The organism is Mesorhizobium sp. M7A.F.Ca.US.002.01.1.1, assembly GCF_004022955.1.
Classification (GTDB): Bacteria; Pseudomonadota; Alphaproteobacteria; order Rhizobiales; family Rhizobiaceae; genus Mesorhizobium; species Mesorhizobium ciceri.
Genome location: NZ_RZQE01000005.1, coordinates 20,741 through 36,234 on the forward strand (window position 1 = coordinate 20,741; position 15,494 = coordinate 36,234).

A 15,494-nucleotide genomic window follows, 5' to 3' on the forward strand; every position below is an offset into this window, starting at 1 on the left:
ACGACGAGTCACCGCTCACCCACTTATTCTCTCTGGCGGTAACAAGCCTTAGACATCGGCGGTCACTTGGCCACGACGGCTAGCAAGCCAATTTACGATGTACCAGACGGCACCGAGGAAAAGGACCGAAAGGGCGAGTTCAATCGCATATATGAACAAGGTCCAGGGGAAACCCATTTGGACAAGCAGGTATGCTAACGACACGCCGGTCACCGCTGCAGAGGCTACATTTCGAGTAGTCCGCGCAGCCATCCATTCGACTGAGTGGCCAACTATTGTTAGAAGGAACATGAATACCGAAACCACGACTAACGATCCGGACAGGCTGGCCACGCCAATTGGGCCGGGCAACGTGAGAAAAGTATAATATTGGACCTTGCCGTACCGGTCACCGGACATCTTTTGGTAAATTGCTTGGGCGCCAGCGGCCGGATCTTCTCTGATGACCTTCACGAAAAGATCGGTTCCGAGACGGTCAACATTTGCGGCAGATGTCATCGTCCCTTCAAGCCCAACCCAGCGCATAATCGCGAGGTTGCGGAGTTGCCGATAAAGACCGTCGAGAGCGAATCGGTCACCTCTGACTGCCTCGACTTTGTCCATCATCGTCGTAGCCGAGGGCGTCGGGGGCTCGCTTGGTGCTTGTGAAGCCGGAGGAAGGGGAGACGGCTCTAGACTCTCGGGCTTTACTCGCTCTCTAAGTTGGCCCGAAACCGATGGGACTTCTAAACCAGTCGAGGATTCCGGCGCGGCCGGGTTTTGAGTTCTTTCGATGCCTGTTGGCTGCTGTGATGCAGTTTGCGTTTGCGCGGCGCTAATCGAAAAATCGAAAGTGCGTTCGAGACTAACTACTGCAAGCGAGCCTGCGAAAACAAGCGCACCGAATCCCATAGCAACAGCGATTGCAATCCAACCACTCACATCGCGATGCCGTAGGACAATCACCGCGAACGCGGCGAGGACATAAAGAAGGAGCTGGATACGGCTGCCCATCGAGACTGATGCGAGCAGGCCGAGGAAGACAGCAACGTAGATCAACACTGAATACGACCAGTTGCGTAATTCAACCAGCCACAGCGTCAAGGTCAGGCCTCCCAAGAGAGCACCCCATGCGATCACGAAGGCCGCGACCGCATACAGGCGAGGGTTGATGTCAATGCCGAGGGGGTAACCGATGCGCAAAATATGAAATGAGTAGTTGGCCCAATAGAGTCCGCTGGAAACGGCGATCAATAGCCCGAACGCCAAAATGATCCATTTCGACACCAGAGGAGGCGCTACTGCTACCCGCACCTCTTTAAACGCGGGATAAAGCGCAGCAATCAACCCAGCCGCACACACCCCCGAAAAGCCGCTTGCCGCGAAGGCAAGCGCTTGATCCCACTCAGTGGTGAACGTGCTGATAGGTTCGATGAGCGCGACGCCAAAGACGAAGTTAGCGATCGCCTTTGCAATGAATCCTACAAACAGAAATGACGACAGGAGAAACACGAAAAAGGAGGATGGACGCCAAAGCGAGATGAAGACGGCAACGCAGCCCGAGGCATAAAACCAGAGAACTGCCAGTTTTGAGTGACCGGGATAGGTCATCAGAAGGGCGGTGCCCATTGCGGCAACAAGAAGCGCTGATGCAAGGGCGAGTAAACTTCTACCCACATTCATCCCGAAAGGTTTGGGAGTTTGAGATTTGCTCATGTCGACCCCTATAGTCCAAACCTTGCGGCGACCCAACAGCGAGATGTCGCGTTCGTGAACTGAAACCATGCAGACACGCGAATCGCCTGTTGTCCCCTACGATACACGCAGCCATCAGTGCAATTAGTTGCGTGAGAAACAATCCCCATGATATAGCCCGAGGACTTGCGAATTGGCTTGTTCCATGTTTCCAGGGCGGCTCTTTCGATACTCCTTCCTTTTCGAAGAACGCCCGAATGAACTACGAGCAATGTGACAAAGTTTCTCGCGTAGTAGTGCTCGGGGGAACGGGTTTCGTAGGGGAGGCTCTGGCCCGACAGCTGGCCAATACGGCCCTGCCGCCCAGCCGATTCATTGTGCATCGTTCGCAACCAGAATGGCTCGATGTTGTCGGCGTTGAGGTCAAAAAAGTCGACCTGAGCGACTCTGCAGAGGTGCTGGCCGCTTTGAGGGGCCACGACATCCTTATCAACTTATTGCGCCCCGACGGCACCGGTTGGTACCCTACCTTGATGCGAAGCTTGCAGCCGACGTTTCGGGAAACCGGCATTTCCCGCTGTCTTCATGCCAGCAGCATCGACGTCTACGCAGGGGTGCTAGAGCGTCAAATCGACGAAGGCACTTTACCTTGCCCCTTGTCAGCTTATGAGCAAGAGCACCTCATAGCGGAGGAAATTCTGACAGGCTCGTTCAGTGAGACGATTGTGTTGCGACTGGGGGCTATTTTCGGATCTGGCGGACGCAATCTCGTCAGCTTGGCCGAGGAGATGAAGCAGGCTCCATCATGGAAGATTGCGCTCCGCCGTGTTCTTTACGGCGAAAGACGCATGCACCTCGTGAGTGTGGAGACTGTCGCACAGGCACTTGTCAAACTGGCGTTCGACCGGAAAATCCATGGCTCACAGATCGTCCTAGTTACCGATGATTCCGATCCGAATAACAATTTCGCGTTTGTCCAGGATCGCTTCGCCCAGGCATTCGGCCGAGAATTCCCGAAATTTGGACCAACCTCACCAAGATTCTTTCTTAGATTCTTGTTACGTTTGAGGGGGCTTCCGGCGCAGGCTATTGACCGGCGCTTCTCTGCAATCAGGGCCACGGAATTAGGGCTAGTCTCTGAGGCGTTCACCAGCAGGCTGGACAATTACGCCAGTGATCTTGCTAGGGTGACTCGGAAGTCGGGCGCATGAATATCCTCCTGACTACAGTTTCACTCGATTCCCAAAAAGGAGGAGGCACAGCAGAGCGAACAAGGCGGCTTGCTACCCATCTGACGCAAAGAGGACATCGTTGCGAGATCGTCACTATGCAAGGCGGGGATCTCGTCAAGCGACTGCACGGTAGGAATATGCATGTTTATGTCACGGGTGCGATGCGTCTCCGCTTCTCGATTCCGACAATCAATCCGCTTAGGCTAATGCGCAGCGTTCGAAACGCAGATGTCATCCATATTCTCGGGTACTGGAACTTCCTGTCGGTCGCTACGGCGTTTCTCGCGCGATGGCTGGGGAAGCCTTATACTTTCAGCGCTGCGGGGGAGTTCGTCGGTCTCAATCATCCTAGGCCGATCCCGTATCTCTTCCACATCGCCTTTGGAAAGCGGATGGTCCGGAATGCGGCGACGCTGATTGCGGTCACCCCCCTGGAGCGCCGTCAGATACTGGAGCGGTTCAAATCGCCAGAAGACAATGTCATCGTGGTTCCAAACGGGGTTGAAGAACAACCTTTAGCAGCTGAAGAGATGGAGACTGGACCAAGTGGGCCGTATGTCCTTTTCGTCGGCCGACTAGCCGAAGTGAAAGGCCCCGATCTTCTTGTAAGCGCGTTTGAGAAGATGAGCCAGGAATATCCGGATATCGGGTTGGTAGTAGCAGGTCCAGACTTTGGCATGCGCCGATCGTTGGAATCCTTTGTTAATGCGCACCACCTCGCCGACCGGGTTGTCTTCACGGGGCATCTAAGCGAGAGCGCACGGAGCGAGGCATATAGACGCGCGCTTTTCCTGGTCGTGCCTTCCCGAGCTGAGGCGATGTCACTCGTAGCGCTGGAAGCTGGTATCGTTGGCACGCCTGTTCTTCTCACTGACCAGTGTGGGTTTGATGAAGTTGAGACGGTGGGTGGTGGATACGTCGTACCGGCTACTGTTGAGGGCTTGTATGGAGGGCTTCACTCGATGCTGGCCGAGCGTGGTGATCTACCGTCGAAGGGACGAGCGCTTAGATCTTTTATAGTGGAGACTTTTGCCTGGCCTTCGATTGTAGACAAGCTGATTTCTCGCTTTGAAGAATTAATCGCAAAAAGGGAGGCTCCCGCAAACGTCGTCGTAGATGCGCCACCAAAGCAACCGGCGATCAAGGTACTATCGACGACGATCAAGCGCAACGGAGAGGACTGTTGATAAGAGGTCCCCAAGTATCGCTCGTGGTCCCAGCATATAATGCGACAGACTACATCGCGGAAACAATCGAAAGCCTCTTGGCCCAAGATTATCCAAATTTGGACGTCATAGTTGTAGACGACGGTTCAACTGACGGCACAAGCGATCTCGTCTCCAACTACGGTCCTAAAATTAAATTGCACCGTCAAGTGAACGCTGGCCAGAGTGCGGCTATGACCACAGGATGGGCAATGAGCACTGGGGATATCCTCGGATATCTAAGCGCAGACGATCGTCTGCGCCCAACAGCTGTTCGGCGCTGCGTGGAGGAATTGTCGGCTCGCACTGATGTAGTTTTGGTTTATCCCGACTTCGACATTATCGACGAGCATTCAACTCTCAGGTCGACCTTGCAGCCCCCGGAGTTTTCGCGTCGTGCTCTCTATGCACACCTGCACTGCCTGCCGGGCCCTGGGGCCTTTTTTCGACGTGAGGCCTATGAACGGGCTGGTTACTGGCGAGAGGACCTTCGGCAGATTCCCGACCTCGACTTTTTCCTGCGCTTGGCATTGGAAGGTAATTTTTACCATGTGAAAGAGGTTCTCGCGGAATTTCGCATGCACAGCGCGTCGACCACCTACCGAGCTGTGCCATTTGAACGCGGAGAAGAACCGCAGCGCATGATCGAGACGTTCTTTCGACGGAAGGATCTTCCCGATGAACTCCGCAAATGGGAGCGTGAGACTAGGGCGCACGCTAATTTACTGTCGGCTGCGATCCATGGGCGTTCGGGACGAGTAGCGGTTGCCGTTCAACGATTATTAGCAGCGGCCGGGCACCCGCGGACACTGCTATCTCGCAAAGCAGTAAACCACGCTCTCCTGATAGCCCGGTGCGCGTTTGCCCCAGTATCGGTGCGTATGCGGGAAAGGCGGAATCCAGCCAACAGAGACTAGTTCCATGTCTCGGGATCGAGGGACAAAAGGTTGGCATCCTGTCCAAGGTGCTCGCATAGACCTGCGACTGCGAGGTTATGGTCACTGCGTTGGCTAAGGCCAGACACCGCAATCGCTCCGATCACGCCCACCCCTTTGACCCGGATTGGAAAAGCCCCGCCGGCTAGAACGAAATCCTGTGGATCCAGACCGTATCCGGGAGGGAAAGTGCGATCCTCACGTTGCTGCTGTAGGGCTAAGAGATAGCTGCTCTTGTGAAAGAGCTTGACTACGTTAAGCTTGCGCCGCGCCCATTCACCATTCGACGCCGTTGATGTCGGAAGCGCGGCGTAGAATAATTGACGATCCCAGAGCCGAATGTCGATAACGATCCCGGCCTGTTCGCGCACTGCGATGGAACGAAGCGCGCAGCCTAGCTTAAAGGCTGCTGTTTCTTCAAAAGATTCGAAGACGAGCACGGATTCCTGTTGAGCGAGTTTCCGGACATCACTCGCATCCCCCTCTGAAGCCGAACTGCCCGTCATCTCTCCCGTCTTATCCGTCATGTCGAACTGTCCGCGTGCTTTTGCAATGGTGCCAAGGAGTCGGAATACAGGCGGTTAATGGGTCTAGGCAGCGCGTAAGACGTGCGGCCACGCGGCCTTATCGGCGAGTTCCTCGCTAATAGCTTCCGCCGTTGCCAATAGAGGCACTGGGTTTCTGATTTGATGTGCAAAATATCCATCCAATCATCCTACGCCCTGTCAAATACTCGGGATGGTGCTAGACGTCTAGGATGAATGGGCCTTTGAACGGAGTAGCAATTATCTGCCAATGACTGATCATACATTTTTCGCGATTTTGTTTGTGGGAAGACAGGGGTCCAGCTATCTCCAGGCTTTGCTTGACTCTCACCCAGATGCAACGTGCGAAGGCGAGCTATTCTCACCGACGGCTCGCTTAATCGCCGACTTGGTCAGGCGGCGCACGGTATCTTTCAGAAACTCCCGTCAGAAGGACGTGGCTAGCTATCTTGAGAAGATGCTCCACAAAAAGGGTAGCAGGGTCACCGGTTTCAAAATGCCCTACCTGTCTCTGCTCGAGCATACCGACGCGGTAGAAGCATTCAAGAGATTCGGATACAAGATTGTCCGCCTGTCACGCGACAACCTGTTGGATCAATATATTTCGTACAGACTTGCGGCTTTAAATAATTCCTGGAGATCGGATTACGGGCCGACAAAAATAAATGTTTTTTACGCAGATCCAACGGATGTATTGACCGCATTTGAGAAATGGACAAGCGACAACTCCGCTTTGCACCGGATAGCGAGCGAATTCCCTAATTTGCATTTAACATATGAACAGCTGGTCGACGGCTCTGGCGTATTGCGCTGCCTCGAATTTCTGAATTTGCGCGATGCGCCTCTCGAAAGCCGTTTCAAAAGGCAGAGAGCCGGCGCCCAATCTGAGATCATCTCGAACTACGCCGAACTGAAGGGTCACTTTATCCAGACAGAGTGGGCGCGCCATTTTCTGGACTAACCCTGGTTCCAATTCACTGCAATTGGGCGCCCAATCATGCAGACGCCACAATTACTCCCAACTGTTCGTCCCTTTGTCCCCGGGATAGCCGAGCGCCTCCCAATGAGCGACCCCATCTCCGTTGATCTTCCGGTCGCTTCCGCGCCCTCGATATGGCGTGCTAGTGGCGCCGCTGCCGCCGGCCGCGTTGGCATATTGGCTGCAGGTCTTGCGAGCTCCTTGCTCCTTCCTCTTGCCTTGCCTCCAGACAAAGTCGGCATCTATTTCATTGCTCAGATCCTCACCTCAGGATTTGCGATCCTGGTTCAATTGGGCCTCACATTCACCGTGCCGGCGCTTGTCTCGGCCGCGACCGCGAAAGGAGACTTTGGACGAGCGCGGGATCTTATAGTTAGGATTCAGGGACTGGTTGTCTCTTTCGGCCTCATCACAGCGCTGGCATTCTGGCTTGCAGAACATTGGATAGGAAGCGGCGGAGGCAACGAATGGGGAGAAATTTTGCCAATAGTCGCCGTGGCCATTCCCTGCGCAGCTTTGGGGTCTGTCCAAGTCGAACTGCTTCGAGCGGTTCACTCGATTCGGAGTTCGGCTTTTCTCATGGCGTTCCCCAGTGCCATTGTGGCCCTCTTCCTCGCGTTTGCCCTCGTGACACATAGCAGTGTCACACTTCATCAAGTCCTATTGTGTAGTTTAGTCGGCTTCGCGATGGCAGCGGGTTTCGGCGCTTTTAGCATTTTTGTGATGTCGCGCCGCTGGACTGAGCCAGCAAAGGTAGAGACAAACTTAAGAGCGATTATCCTTCGGACTCTGCCGAATCTCGCGACAACCTTGATGTTGTTCGGTCTATCTCAGGTCGACATGGTTCTGCTGACGCTCTTCACCAGCTTCTCAGAAGTTGCGCAATATGGTGTCGCTTTGAGGATTTCGACGGTACTGATCATGCCGCTCAGCATCGCAAATTCCGCCTTTGCCCCTTCTGCGGTACAGCATTGGACGCTGGGTGACCGCGTGGGACTTCAGCGATCTCTCAGGACATTGGTCTGTGTTTCGACGATCCTGACCTGCCTAATGTATTTTGGGTTGGTGACTCTTGGCTATGCCGCTGTTCAGATTTGGAACCCACACTATGAAAGTTCTTTATGGATAGCACTAATCTTAGGCTGCGGCCAAGTTTGCCATGTTCTCGGCGGATCGTCAGGAGTTTTGTTGATGGTGTTAGGCGACGAAAAGTTTGCTTTTCGCATTACCTTGGGTACCGGCCTCGCAACCGTCGTATTGTGTACGGCTGGCGTTCTGATGGGGGGCCCGCTTTTACTCGCGTCGGCCGCGGCGGTTTGCAATGCGCTTCAGGTAGGTTTCTTCTCAGCGCGGGCCCGCAAGATATTCGATGTCGATCCAACAATCTTGTCGATCGTTAAAAGTAAGTAGCACGGGAAGCTGACTTAGCTAGTTCGGCTGGTCCTTGCTGGACTTGAATCTGTGAGCACCGGCGTCGCCCACGAGGCCACTGAGAGCCAAGAGGCCAACCAAGACCATAATAAACGCCGCCCCGGCAAACAACATTACCCAGTACATATGAGCCCCCACCATTGGATATCCCAGCCAAGGCCGATCCGCAAGAGGTTCCTAATGTAGGTAGTGGTTAGACGGTTCTCCGGCGACTGCGTTGCTCGCCGTGCCCAGCCTGTGGGTAAGGTGACACCCCTAAGCGTTGCATGACGGAGATACGAAGCCCCAGCTTCGCTCTACGCGTTCCTAGTGAGATTGCGCTTTGCGCCTTTAGCCTTGATACCCTTTGGGGCTGGCTTCTTGGCCGGCGCTTTCTTGGCGGGATCCTTCGTGGCAGGCTTTAGCCCTAGCCCTATCGACTTTGCCAACTTCGATCGCTGTGCTGCATAGCTTGGCGCCACCATGGGGTAGTCGCGAGGCAAACCCCATTTCGTGCGGTATTGTTCGGGCGTCATCCCAAGCAAACCTAGATGGCGCTTCATCGACTTGAATTTGCGCCCGTCTTCCAAACTTATGATGTAATCCGGAAATATCGACTTCTTCGGGTTTACGGCCGGCGTCAGCGGCGGTAGCTCCGCGACCGGCGTCGGGCCCAATTTCGAAAGCGCCGCGTTGACCGAAGAAATAAGATCCGGCAGCCCAGCCACTGGCACGGCGTTATTTTGGACAAACGCTGCGACAATATCGGCCGTCAGCTCAATCAGAGCTGTGTTTCGTTCAATTTCATCGGTCAATTGTTCGCTCCTGAATTGGGAGTGCGAACCTAATGTAAATTGTAGCTTTCCGCAATGTTGGCGTGAGGTAGATCAATAAAACTGGCGCGCTAATCCTGAAGTAAGGGTGGTCAGAGCTCGTCATGCTGTGCTATCATTCCACGGCCGGAACAACTGCGAATCTCGGGCAGTCGCATCACCCGCCTTGGTCAACCAAGGCTTCGATCAACTAGCTTCCCCTCGATCTCATCATTGTTGAGAAATTGTCGTCCCCAAGCGGGTGGCATCGATCGGGTAGCCGTGTTGCGAGTGATGCAAAATGGCCTCTCCCGAAAAGCCCGTCATCGATTTCAGCTACCTGTACTCCTTTCCGGATGGCGCGCAGCTCGACAACGACCTGGCTGAGTTAGTCCGAGCAGCCGACGACACGATCGACGCGCTGGCCGACGTGCGCCGTTCCGATGGCAAACTGGTCAACGAGATTGTCACGCCTGACGCGCTGTCGCCGGCCACGCGGGCGCTGATCACCGGCGAAGGCGCGACCGGCCCCACGGGGCCGTCTGGTCCTGCCGGCACCGGTGCGACCGGCCCCACAGGGCCTAGCGGGGCCGTTGGGGCTGCGGGCGCCACCGGACCGACAGGCATTACAGGCGGTATTGGCGCGACTGGCCCGACCGGCATCACCGGTCCAACGGGACCGAGCGGCGCCACCGGGCCGACAGGTGTCGGTGCGACCGGTGTTGCCGGGCTCACGGGCGCGACCGGCCCCACAGGCGCGACAGGCCCCACAGGGCCGACTGCTGCGCTCGCCAACCAGGCAGAAGCGGAAGGTCTTACAGAGAACACCAAGCCGATGACGTCGCTGAGAGCGGCGCAGTCGATCCAGAACGGCAACCATTTTGCCAACGCATTCACCGGCGCTGTTGCCCGACCGTTCATAGCCAAGATCAACGATGGTCCTGTTTCACTCGAGGATTTCGGCTATGTCTCAGGGAACGCATTGGCGGCGCTGGACAATGCTATCGCTTGCGGCCAACCAATTCGTCTCGGGCCGAAAGTCTATGACGTAAACGGTGTCTTGAGCGTTCCCACCAACCGGGACTTTTTCCTTGCCGGTTGGGGCTACGGCGCATCTGCGCTGCGCTTCACGGGTGCCACGCGCGGGCTGGAAATTACGCAGGATGATTACAACCACTCAACGCACATCCGGGATTTTGGCATCTTAACGACCGGACAGGAGCCCGGGACAGGGCTCAAGGTCACTTACGCCAAAGCCGACAGCATCACCAACCGGAGCCTGCGGCGCTGCGCTATCGTTGACGTCGATGTTCGCGGCGAGAACGATCAAACGCAAGGCTGGGCCGTCGGAATGCAGCTTGTCGACGTCCACGCTGCCGACATCATCCGCCCGTTGGTCACTGGCCGGCGTAACGCATCCGTCATCGACAGAAACAGCTTCAACAAGATGGCTGCCGGGATCAAGATCACGGGTTCCGATACGCCGACTCTAAGTTCCGTTCCCTCCGGCATTCTCATTGACCATCCAAGAATTGATGTCGGGCAGATAGGCATTTATTCGGAAGGCGAAGTGGAGGGGCTGATCGTTGAAACGCCAATCATGGTTGGCGTCATCAATGGCGTGGTCGCCCGGTACACAACGACACGGCCGTGGACCAAGGTGAGCGGCGGCCACATCAACTTCTTTGACGCCGGTGTGGACCTGCAGAACAGCCCACAATCTGAAGTCGGGGGCATGACCCTCTACAAATACCAGGAGGCCGACGCCATTAGCGTAGGGGTTATTCTCCGCACCTGCGATGACAGCGACGTGAGCAGGCTCAAATTGCTAAATCAGGCCACATCTGTTGCACTTAACGGGGACTGGGGCGGCGTTCAGATCATCGACAGTTTGCGGGTCAACGTCAGCGGCGTTCAGCACAACCGGCCCTCCACAACCGTATTTCTATCAGGCACGTCAGACAAATGCACCGTTCGGGGACTAGACGCCCAAGGCACCTTTACCGGGGCGACCGCGAAGCTGTTCGATGATCAATCCAGTGGCGCGAACATACTGGAAGGGGGAAACAAATCCATCGACAAACGTTCGAATTCGGGCTCCGTCACAGCAACGAGCGGCGGCGTAGATGGGGTCGCGTATTCGTTCCCGTTCGTCTCAAAGGGTGAGCGCTTCCTGATCACAGTAAACGTAAATATGGTTACGGGTGGGACTGCTGGGGACCGGCTAGTTTCCCTTCACAAGATAACTGGTACCGCAACAGTGGTGTTTGGCAGCAATTCTGCTTCGGGCGTCACCAGAACGACGCAAGGCACAACCGGCGAAATCAACATGCCCATTGCGGTAGAAATGACAGTAACCGCCAGTGGCTCTTTGCAGATTGGCCCCCTGTGTCAGTCGACCGGCGCGAACTCGACCATACCGATCAATGGTTGTCAGATGACGATATCAAGGATTTAGGTCGTCTCGATGATTGCCGTGAACTTGGTATGGCAGGCTAGGAGCCGGCTACGTTGGCTTCCCGTCGCGATTGCGCGCCCGCCGTTGGCCTTGGTAGCCAAGAATGCACGTGAAGAAGACCGGACGGCGGTCGCGTCCCGCAGCCTTGCAATCCGAGCGAGCATGCGAACAGCCACACTAAGTCCCAATGCATCGAGCCGTGGCCAGGGCCAAGCCTGCCTATCAGCGCCGAGATGTCGAGCCTTGTTGATTTGCAGCACATCGCATGCCCGCAATTCACATAGACGGTTTCGCGGGCGGCCAAGGTGTCGGCGAGTGTCTTAGTCACCCCCGGAAGCGCTCGGTGTACCAAGTGACCTTGCCATCGATCTTCATGGGCTTGTGGATCACTAGGCGCTTCGGCAAATGCTCCGGATGCACCTCCACCAGCGTGATCTTGATCTGCGGCTTGCAGCGACTGCAATCAAACTTCAGCGTCTGCGGATCGACGCCACCGCCGTAGACCATCATCAAGTCGGCCGATCGGCAGTAGCGGACATTGCCGCAACTGCATTCTGCTTTCACAAGCATGTTGTGCCGGGTCGCCTTGCCCAGGGTGTCGATCGGTTCGTGTGCCATCCCTTTAAAAAGGAACATATTCCTCTCAGGTCAAGAGGGGATTGACTCTCAGGTTCTCATTTTGTTCACTGTCGGCAGGATAGCCACAGGAGGCGAATAATGCAGCTTCGCTTGGAGATCAAAGGCGCTTCGCCGGAGGAGCAGGAGCGCGGCGTCGAGGCGGCTAAGGCCGTGTTCACTGCGGCTGGCATTTCGGCCCAGCAAGCCGCAGGTGGATTGTTTGCCTTGGAGGGCTGGGACGACGCCGGCTTTGCTGCCGATGAAGAGCCCACAGCGGAAGAGGACGATGCCGCAAGTGTTTGGATGGCGGCCAACAGGGCCGCTATAGCTGCATGTTGCGCCAATTGGCCTCCTGATGCCGTGCCGGACAATTATCTCCTGCTTGAACTGGTCGATTGAACATGTGCGGCCGCTTCACCCGATACCTCACTTGGTCCGAGATCCACCGGCTCTATCGCCTGACGGCGCCGGCCGAGACCGGCCGCAATGACGCCCCTCGCTACAACATCGCGCCGACCGAGGAAGTCCCGTTTGTCACTGCCGGCGAGGACGGCAATCACAAACTCCGTGAGGGTCGCTGGTGGCTCGTGCCGTTCTGGGCGAAAGAGATGCCCAAGGCGGCAATGTTCAACGCCAGGATCGAAGGCGTCGACTCAGCCCCGGCCTTCCGTGACGCGTTCAAGTCGAAGCGCTGTCTGATCCCGGCCGACGGCTTCTACGAATGGACCATCTCGCCGGCCGACGGCAAGAAAGACCCTTGGCATATCTACCTGCCCGACCACGCGCCGTTCTCGTTTACAGGTCTGTGGGCCTACAACTCCAATCTAGACATCACCAGTTGTACCATCATCACCGAGCCGGCCGGCGACCCGATGAAAAACCTGCACGATCGGCAGCCAGTCATCCTCGACCAAGCCCACTATGACGCATGGCTGGATCCGGCGACGCCCAAGGACGATTTGAAAGATATCCTCAGCCACGACATCGGCGGCCAACTTCAGTTCAATCGCGTAGGTCGCGACGTCAACTCGACCCTCATCAACAAGCAGCCCAACGACCATCCCGCATTGGTCGGGCCGATCAATCCGCTATGAGTGACGAACCCGCCAGACTTGCCGAAGGCATGGCAGCCGCACCGCGCGAACGCCAGCGGATTGAGAACCACGCGTGCGAGCACGCTAAATGCGGCCACCGCGCGCCGTTCGGCTTCGCGCGACCGAAGGGCCCATCACATTGGTTCTGTCGCGGGCATCGCGCCGACGGCGATCAATATCTCTTGGGAGGACGGCACCAATGACCCGCTCGACCTTCGCCGATGAATTGCAGCAGGCGTCCGACCGCATCGCAGACGTTCCGCGCGCTGATCTTCAAATCATGCTGCGACGCGCCGCGCTGATAATCCGAAACACCGGGGGCATCGATCTCGATCCTGGCGTTCAGGATACTCTCTCTGGCATCTCAGTAGACATGGGGTTGGCGGAATCGGATCTGATCAAGACCATCATTGACGATTGGCTCATTGCCAATGCCTATCTCCCGGTGCCGCGTCTGTTCGATGAGGAAAGCGAGACCGAGGGCTCGGCCTAATTCCCTGCATCCTTGAGAGTTGACTACCAAGGATGGCCGGCACGGATTACAAAATTGGGGTGACAGGACCGCGCCGGCCAGGCCGGGCACTAGGGGTGGGACTAATGACCAGCCTTGTCACGCTACCGGCACGATAAGAATCCAGCAATTAAGCCTGATGGTCTAGAACGCGAATGCGCCGGTTCTCGCGCGCTTGGGGCAACGGGCCGGACTCCTGGCTTTTGCCGCAGGCATTATTCCTCCTCCCGGTAATCCAGCAGCTTGGCATGACGAAGCTCCTCCTCACCTTTCAGGAACTTCACGCGGCCAACAAGACCCGGCTTCAGCCATTCCGCCTTGTCCTTCTTCAAGCCCTTCGGCGCCGGGCCGCCGACCTTGCCCTGCACGCGGTCCCATAGGCGCTTGCGTTTGTCGAACTTGAAGTTGACGTTCGCAGCGCCAACGTAGCGGCCTCCCTCTGCCATGAGAACTCTTGCCGCCTGCCCCGGATCGCGCTGGACGCCAATGATGTCCATCTCCTTCTCATCATAGCATTTGATCTTGCGCCAGTTCATCGTCGGGCCGCTGCGATAGAGACTGTCCCTGCGTTTCGAGACGATACCTTCCTGTCCGGTCTGGTCGGCCAGGTAATACACAGCGTCACCGGTCCCAGGCATCGCCTCGCTGAATTGAATGCGGCCCCCGGCCCCAAACATTCCCTGTAGGATCTCGCGCCGGTCCTCCAGCGGCATACTGCGCAGGTCGTGCCCGTTTACGTGCAGCAAATCGAAGGCGATGAGATAATAGTCCTGATAGGTCTCGCGGCTGCTGACGGCTGACTGCAGCGCATGAAAATCGGAGCGTCCAGCCTCATCAACCACGATGGCTTCACCTTCAATGATGAAGTCGTCGGCTTCAATCGCGGCGGCCTGGTCGGCAAGAACCTTGTACCGTGCAGTCCAGTTGTACCCTCTCCTGGTCAGCAGGCGAATGCCGTCTTCGTCCTTGATGATCTGCGTTCGGTACCCGTCGAATTTGATCTCGTGAATCCATTCCTCGCCCTGGGGCGGGGTGTCGACCAGCTCCGGCTGCATCGGCGGGATGAACTTCAAACGCATGCACGGAACTCACATTGCGATTCAAGGCACAAGGCCCCGATCGGTTCCGGAACATTTTAGCTAAGTTGAATGTTTCGGTCATCACCGCACGCGAAAGCTGCAAAGGCGGGACTGGTGAGCGTGGATGTCGATAGCCATCACTAATGTCTCACCGACATCGAGGGTGGATGTCCTCAAATAGGTTCGTGGAACCCGGCGCCACTTTCGCTGTTCTTCACTCAGGAGGAACAACTATGCCAGACGACAAAGCCAAGCGTGATTTTCGCGACCGCGACCGGGTATCGGGCGACGAGGAATATGAGGTCGGCTATTTCGCCAGCAAGTTCCAGCTTACCATCCCTGAAGTGCGGGAACTGATCAAAAAGCACGGCAACGACCAGGAAACGCTGGAGCGCGAGGCAAAGGAACTGGGCAGACGATGACGAGGTTATCCGACCTTGGTCCGCCGATCATTGGCAAGCAGCACGGCGGCGAGCCTGCCGACGTGCGCGACAACTTCATGACTTGTCCGGTGTGCGGTCAGCAGTTCGACATGCGCGACTTCCGCCAGGTTGCTTGGCACGATCTGCCTCAGCATGAGCCGCTGGAGTTGGAGCTTGTGCCAGCGGCCGGAACGCGAAATGGTTGCGGATGCGATCATTGAAATAGCGGCCCTTGGCGAAAGCAGATTTGAAATCCGCAAAGGTCTCCGGGGGCACGTCCAGAAATTCATATTGCCTGCCGCTCGCTACAAACCACACTGAGAGAACCCTGGTGTTCGGGTCATATTCGAATTTGAGTATCGAGGTCGACGGCATGGCGCACCAGATGCTGCTAGTGAGCGTAACTCCCGATATGGCCCGCCCACTGGGGAAGTACGTCCATCACCGCCTCCACGGAAGGGGACGCGGACGGTATTCCAACTTGCCCCATCGTTTTCGGTTCCGGACAAACAAAAGGCCG

The 15,494-nt window shown here is 56.5% G+C and carries 15 protein-coding genes and 1 pseudogene; 9 read left to right on the forward strand and 7 right to left on the reverse strand.

Features of this window, described 5'->3' with window-relative positions; translation table 11 throughout:
- Window positions 1–48: 48 nt before the first annotated feature.
- The gene (locus EN932_RS01495) at window positions 49–1,695 is read right to left on the reverse strand and encodes a hypothetical protein (protein WP_127384886.1); all 1,647 of its coding nucleotides are present in this window, start codon (window positions 1,693–1,695) and stop codon (window positions 49–51) included.
- A 236-nt stretch (window positions 1,696–1,931) separates the two neighbouring features.
- Between EN932_RS01495 and EN932_RS01500 the strand changes: the two genes are divergently transcribed.
- Both EN932_RS01500 and EN932_RS01505 read left to right on the forward strand, forming a co-directional pair.
- Window positions 1,932–2,885: an NAD-dependent epimerase/dehydratase family protein gene (locus tag EN932_RS01500; RefSeq protein WP_127384885.1), complete on the forward strand. Its 954-nt coding sequence runs from the start codon at window positions 1,932–1,934 to the stop codon at window positions 2,883–2,885.
- Entirely contained in the window at window positions 2,882–4,093 is a 1,212-nt protein-coding gene (locus EN932_RS01505) for a glycosyltransferase family 4 protein (protein ID WP_128368694.1), read from the forward strand. Before EN932_RS01500 ends, EN932_RS01505 begins: the two co-directional genes overlap by 4 nt.
- Window positions 4,094–5,024: 931 nt before the next feature.
- Here EN932_RS01505 and EN932_RS01515 read toward each other — a convergent pair.
- Window positions 5,025–5,573 carry a heme-degrading domain-containing protein gene (locus EN932_RS01515; protein WP_245465036.1) on the reverse strand — a complete coding sequence of 183 codons (549 nt, stop codon included), beginning with the start codon at window positions 5,571–5,573 and terminating at the stop codon, window positions 5,025–5,027.
- Window positions 5,574–5,841: 268 nt separating this feature from the next.
- Here EN932_RS01515 and EN932_RS01520 point away from each other — a divergent pair, with 268 nt between their 5' ends.
- Window positions 5,842–6,552 (forward strand): hypothetical protein, encoded by a 711-nt coding sequence (locus tag EN932_RS01520; protein WP_127384883.1) that lies wholly within the window; start codon window positions 5,842–5,844, stop codon window positions 6,550–6,552.
- 102 nt (window positions 6,553–6,654) lie between these two features.
- Window positions 6,655–7,980 carry a hypothetical protein gene (locus EN932_RS01525; protein ID WP_127384882.1) on the forward strand — a complete coding sequence of 442 codons (1,326 nt, stop codon included), beginning with the start codon at window positions 6,655–6,657 and terminating at the stop codon, window positions 7,978–7,980.
- 317 nt (window positions 7,981–8,297) lie between these two features.
- On the opposite strand, the gene EN932_RS01530 is transcribed toward EN932_RS01525, so the two are convergent.
- Entirely contained in the window at window positions 8,298–8,795 is a 498-nt protein-coding gene (locus tag EN932_RS01530; RefSeq protein WP_127384881.1) for a MucR family transcriptional regulator, read from the reverse strand.
- Window positions 8,796–9,093: 298 nt separating this feature from the next.
- Between EN932_RS01530 and EN932_RS39445 the strand changes: the two genes are divergently transcribed.
- Window positions 9,094–11,250 carry a hypothetical protein gene (locus EN932_RS39445; protein WP_281058945.1) on the forward strand — a complete coding sequence of 719 codons (2,157 nt, stop codon included), beginning with the start codon at window positions 9,094–9,096 and terminating at the stop codon, window positions 11,248–11,250.
- A gap of 324 nt (window positions 11,251–11,574) precedes the next feature.
- On the opposite strand, the gene EN932_RS01540 is transcribed toward EN932_RS39445, so the two are convergent.
- Window positions 11,575–11,886 carry a hypothetical protein gene (locus EN932_RS01540; protein ID WP_245483247.1) on the reverse strand — a complete coding sequence of 104 codons (312 nt, stop codon included), beginning with the start codon at window positions 11,884–11,886 and terminating at the stop codon, window positions 11,575–11,577.
- An 81-nt stretch (window positions 11,887–11,967) separates the two neighbouring features.
- On the opposite strand from EN932_RS01540, the gene EN932_RS01545 reads away from it, so the two are divergent.
- From EN932_RS01545 to EN932_RS01555, 3 genes are all read left to right on the forward strand, one after another.
- The gene (locus tag EN932_RS01545; protein ID WP_127384880.1) at window positions 11,968–12,267 is read left to right on the forward strand and encodes a hypothetical protein; all 300 of its coding nucleotides are present in this window, start codon (window positions 11,968–11,970) and stop codon (window positions 12,265–12,267) included.
- Between the two features lie 2 nt (window positions 12,268–12,269).
- Entirely contained in the window at window positions 12,270–12,962 is a 693-nt protein-coding gene (locus tag EN932_RS01550; RefSeq protein WP_127384897.1) for an SOS response-associated peptidase, read from the forward strand.
- A 199-nt stretch (window positions 12,963–13,161) separates the two neighbouring features.
- A complete protein-coding gene (locus EN932_RS01555) occupies window positions 13,162–13,455 on the forward strand; it encodes a hypothetical protein (RefSeq protein ID WP_127384879.1) in 294 nt (97 codons plus the stop codon).
- Between the two features lie 233 nt (window positions 13,456–13,688).
- Here EN932_RS01555 and EN932_RS01560 read toward each other — a convergent pair whose 3' ends face one another.
- On the reverse strand, window positions 13,689–14,552 hold the full coding sequence (locus tag EN932_RS01560) for an RNA ligase family protein (protein WP_127384878.1): 864 nt from the start codon (window positions 14,550–14,552) through the stop codon (window positions 13,689–13,691).
- Between the two features lie 233 nt (window positions 14,553–14,785).
- On the opposite strand from EN932_RS01560, the gene EN932_RS01565 reads away from it, so the two are divergent.
- On the forward strand, window positions 14,786–14,974 hold the full coding sequence (locus EN932_RS01565) for a DUF3606 domain-containing protein (protein WP_128368695.1): 189 nt from the start codon (window positions 14,786–14,788) through the stop codon (window positions 14,972–14,974).
- 5 nt (window positions 14,975–14,979) lie between these two features.
- Here the strand turns inward: EN932_RS01565 and EN932_RS38665 are convergent, their stop codons facing one another.
- Window positions 14,980–15,192, reverse strand: coding sequence for a hypothetical protein (locus EN932_RS38665; protein WP_245483249.1), 213 nt, complete (start codon window positions 15,190–15,192; stop codon window positions 14,980–14,982).
- A gap of 37 nt (window positions 15,193–15,229) precedes the next feature.
- Window positions 15,230–15,349: pseudogene (locus EN932_RS38670) on the reverse strand (KTSC domain-containing protein); the annotation flags it as partial.
- Window positions 15,350–15,494: the final 145 nt, after the last annotated feature.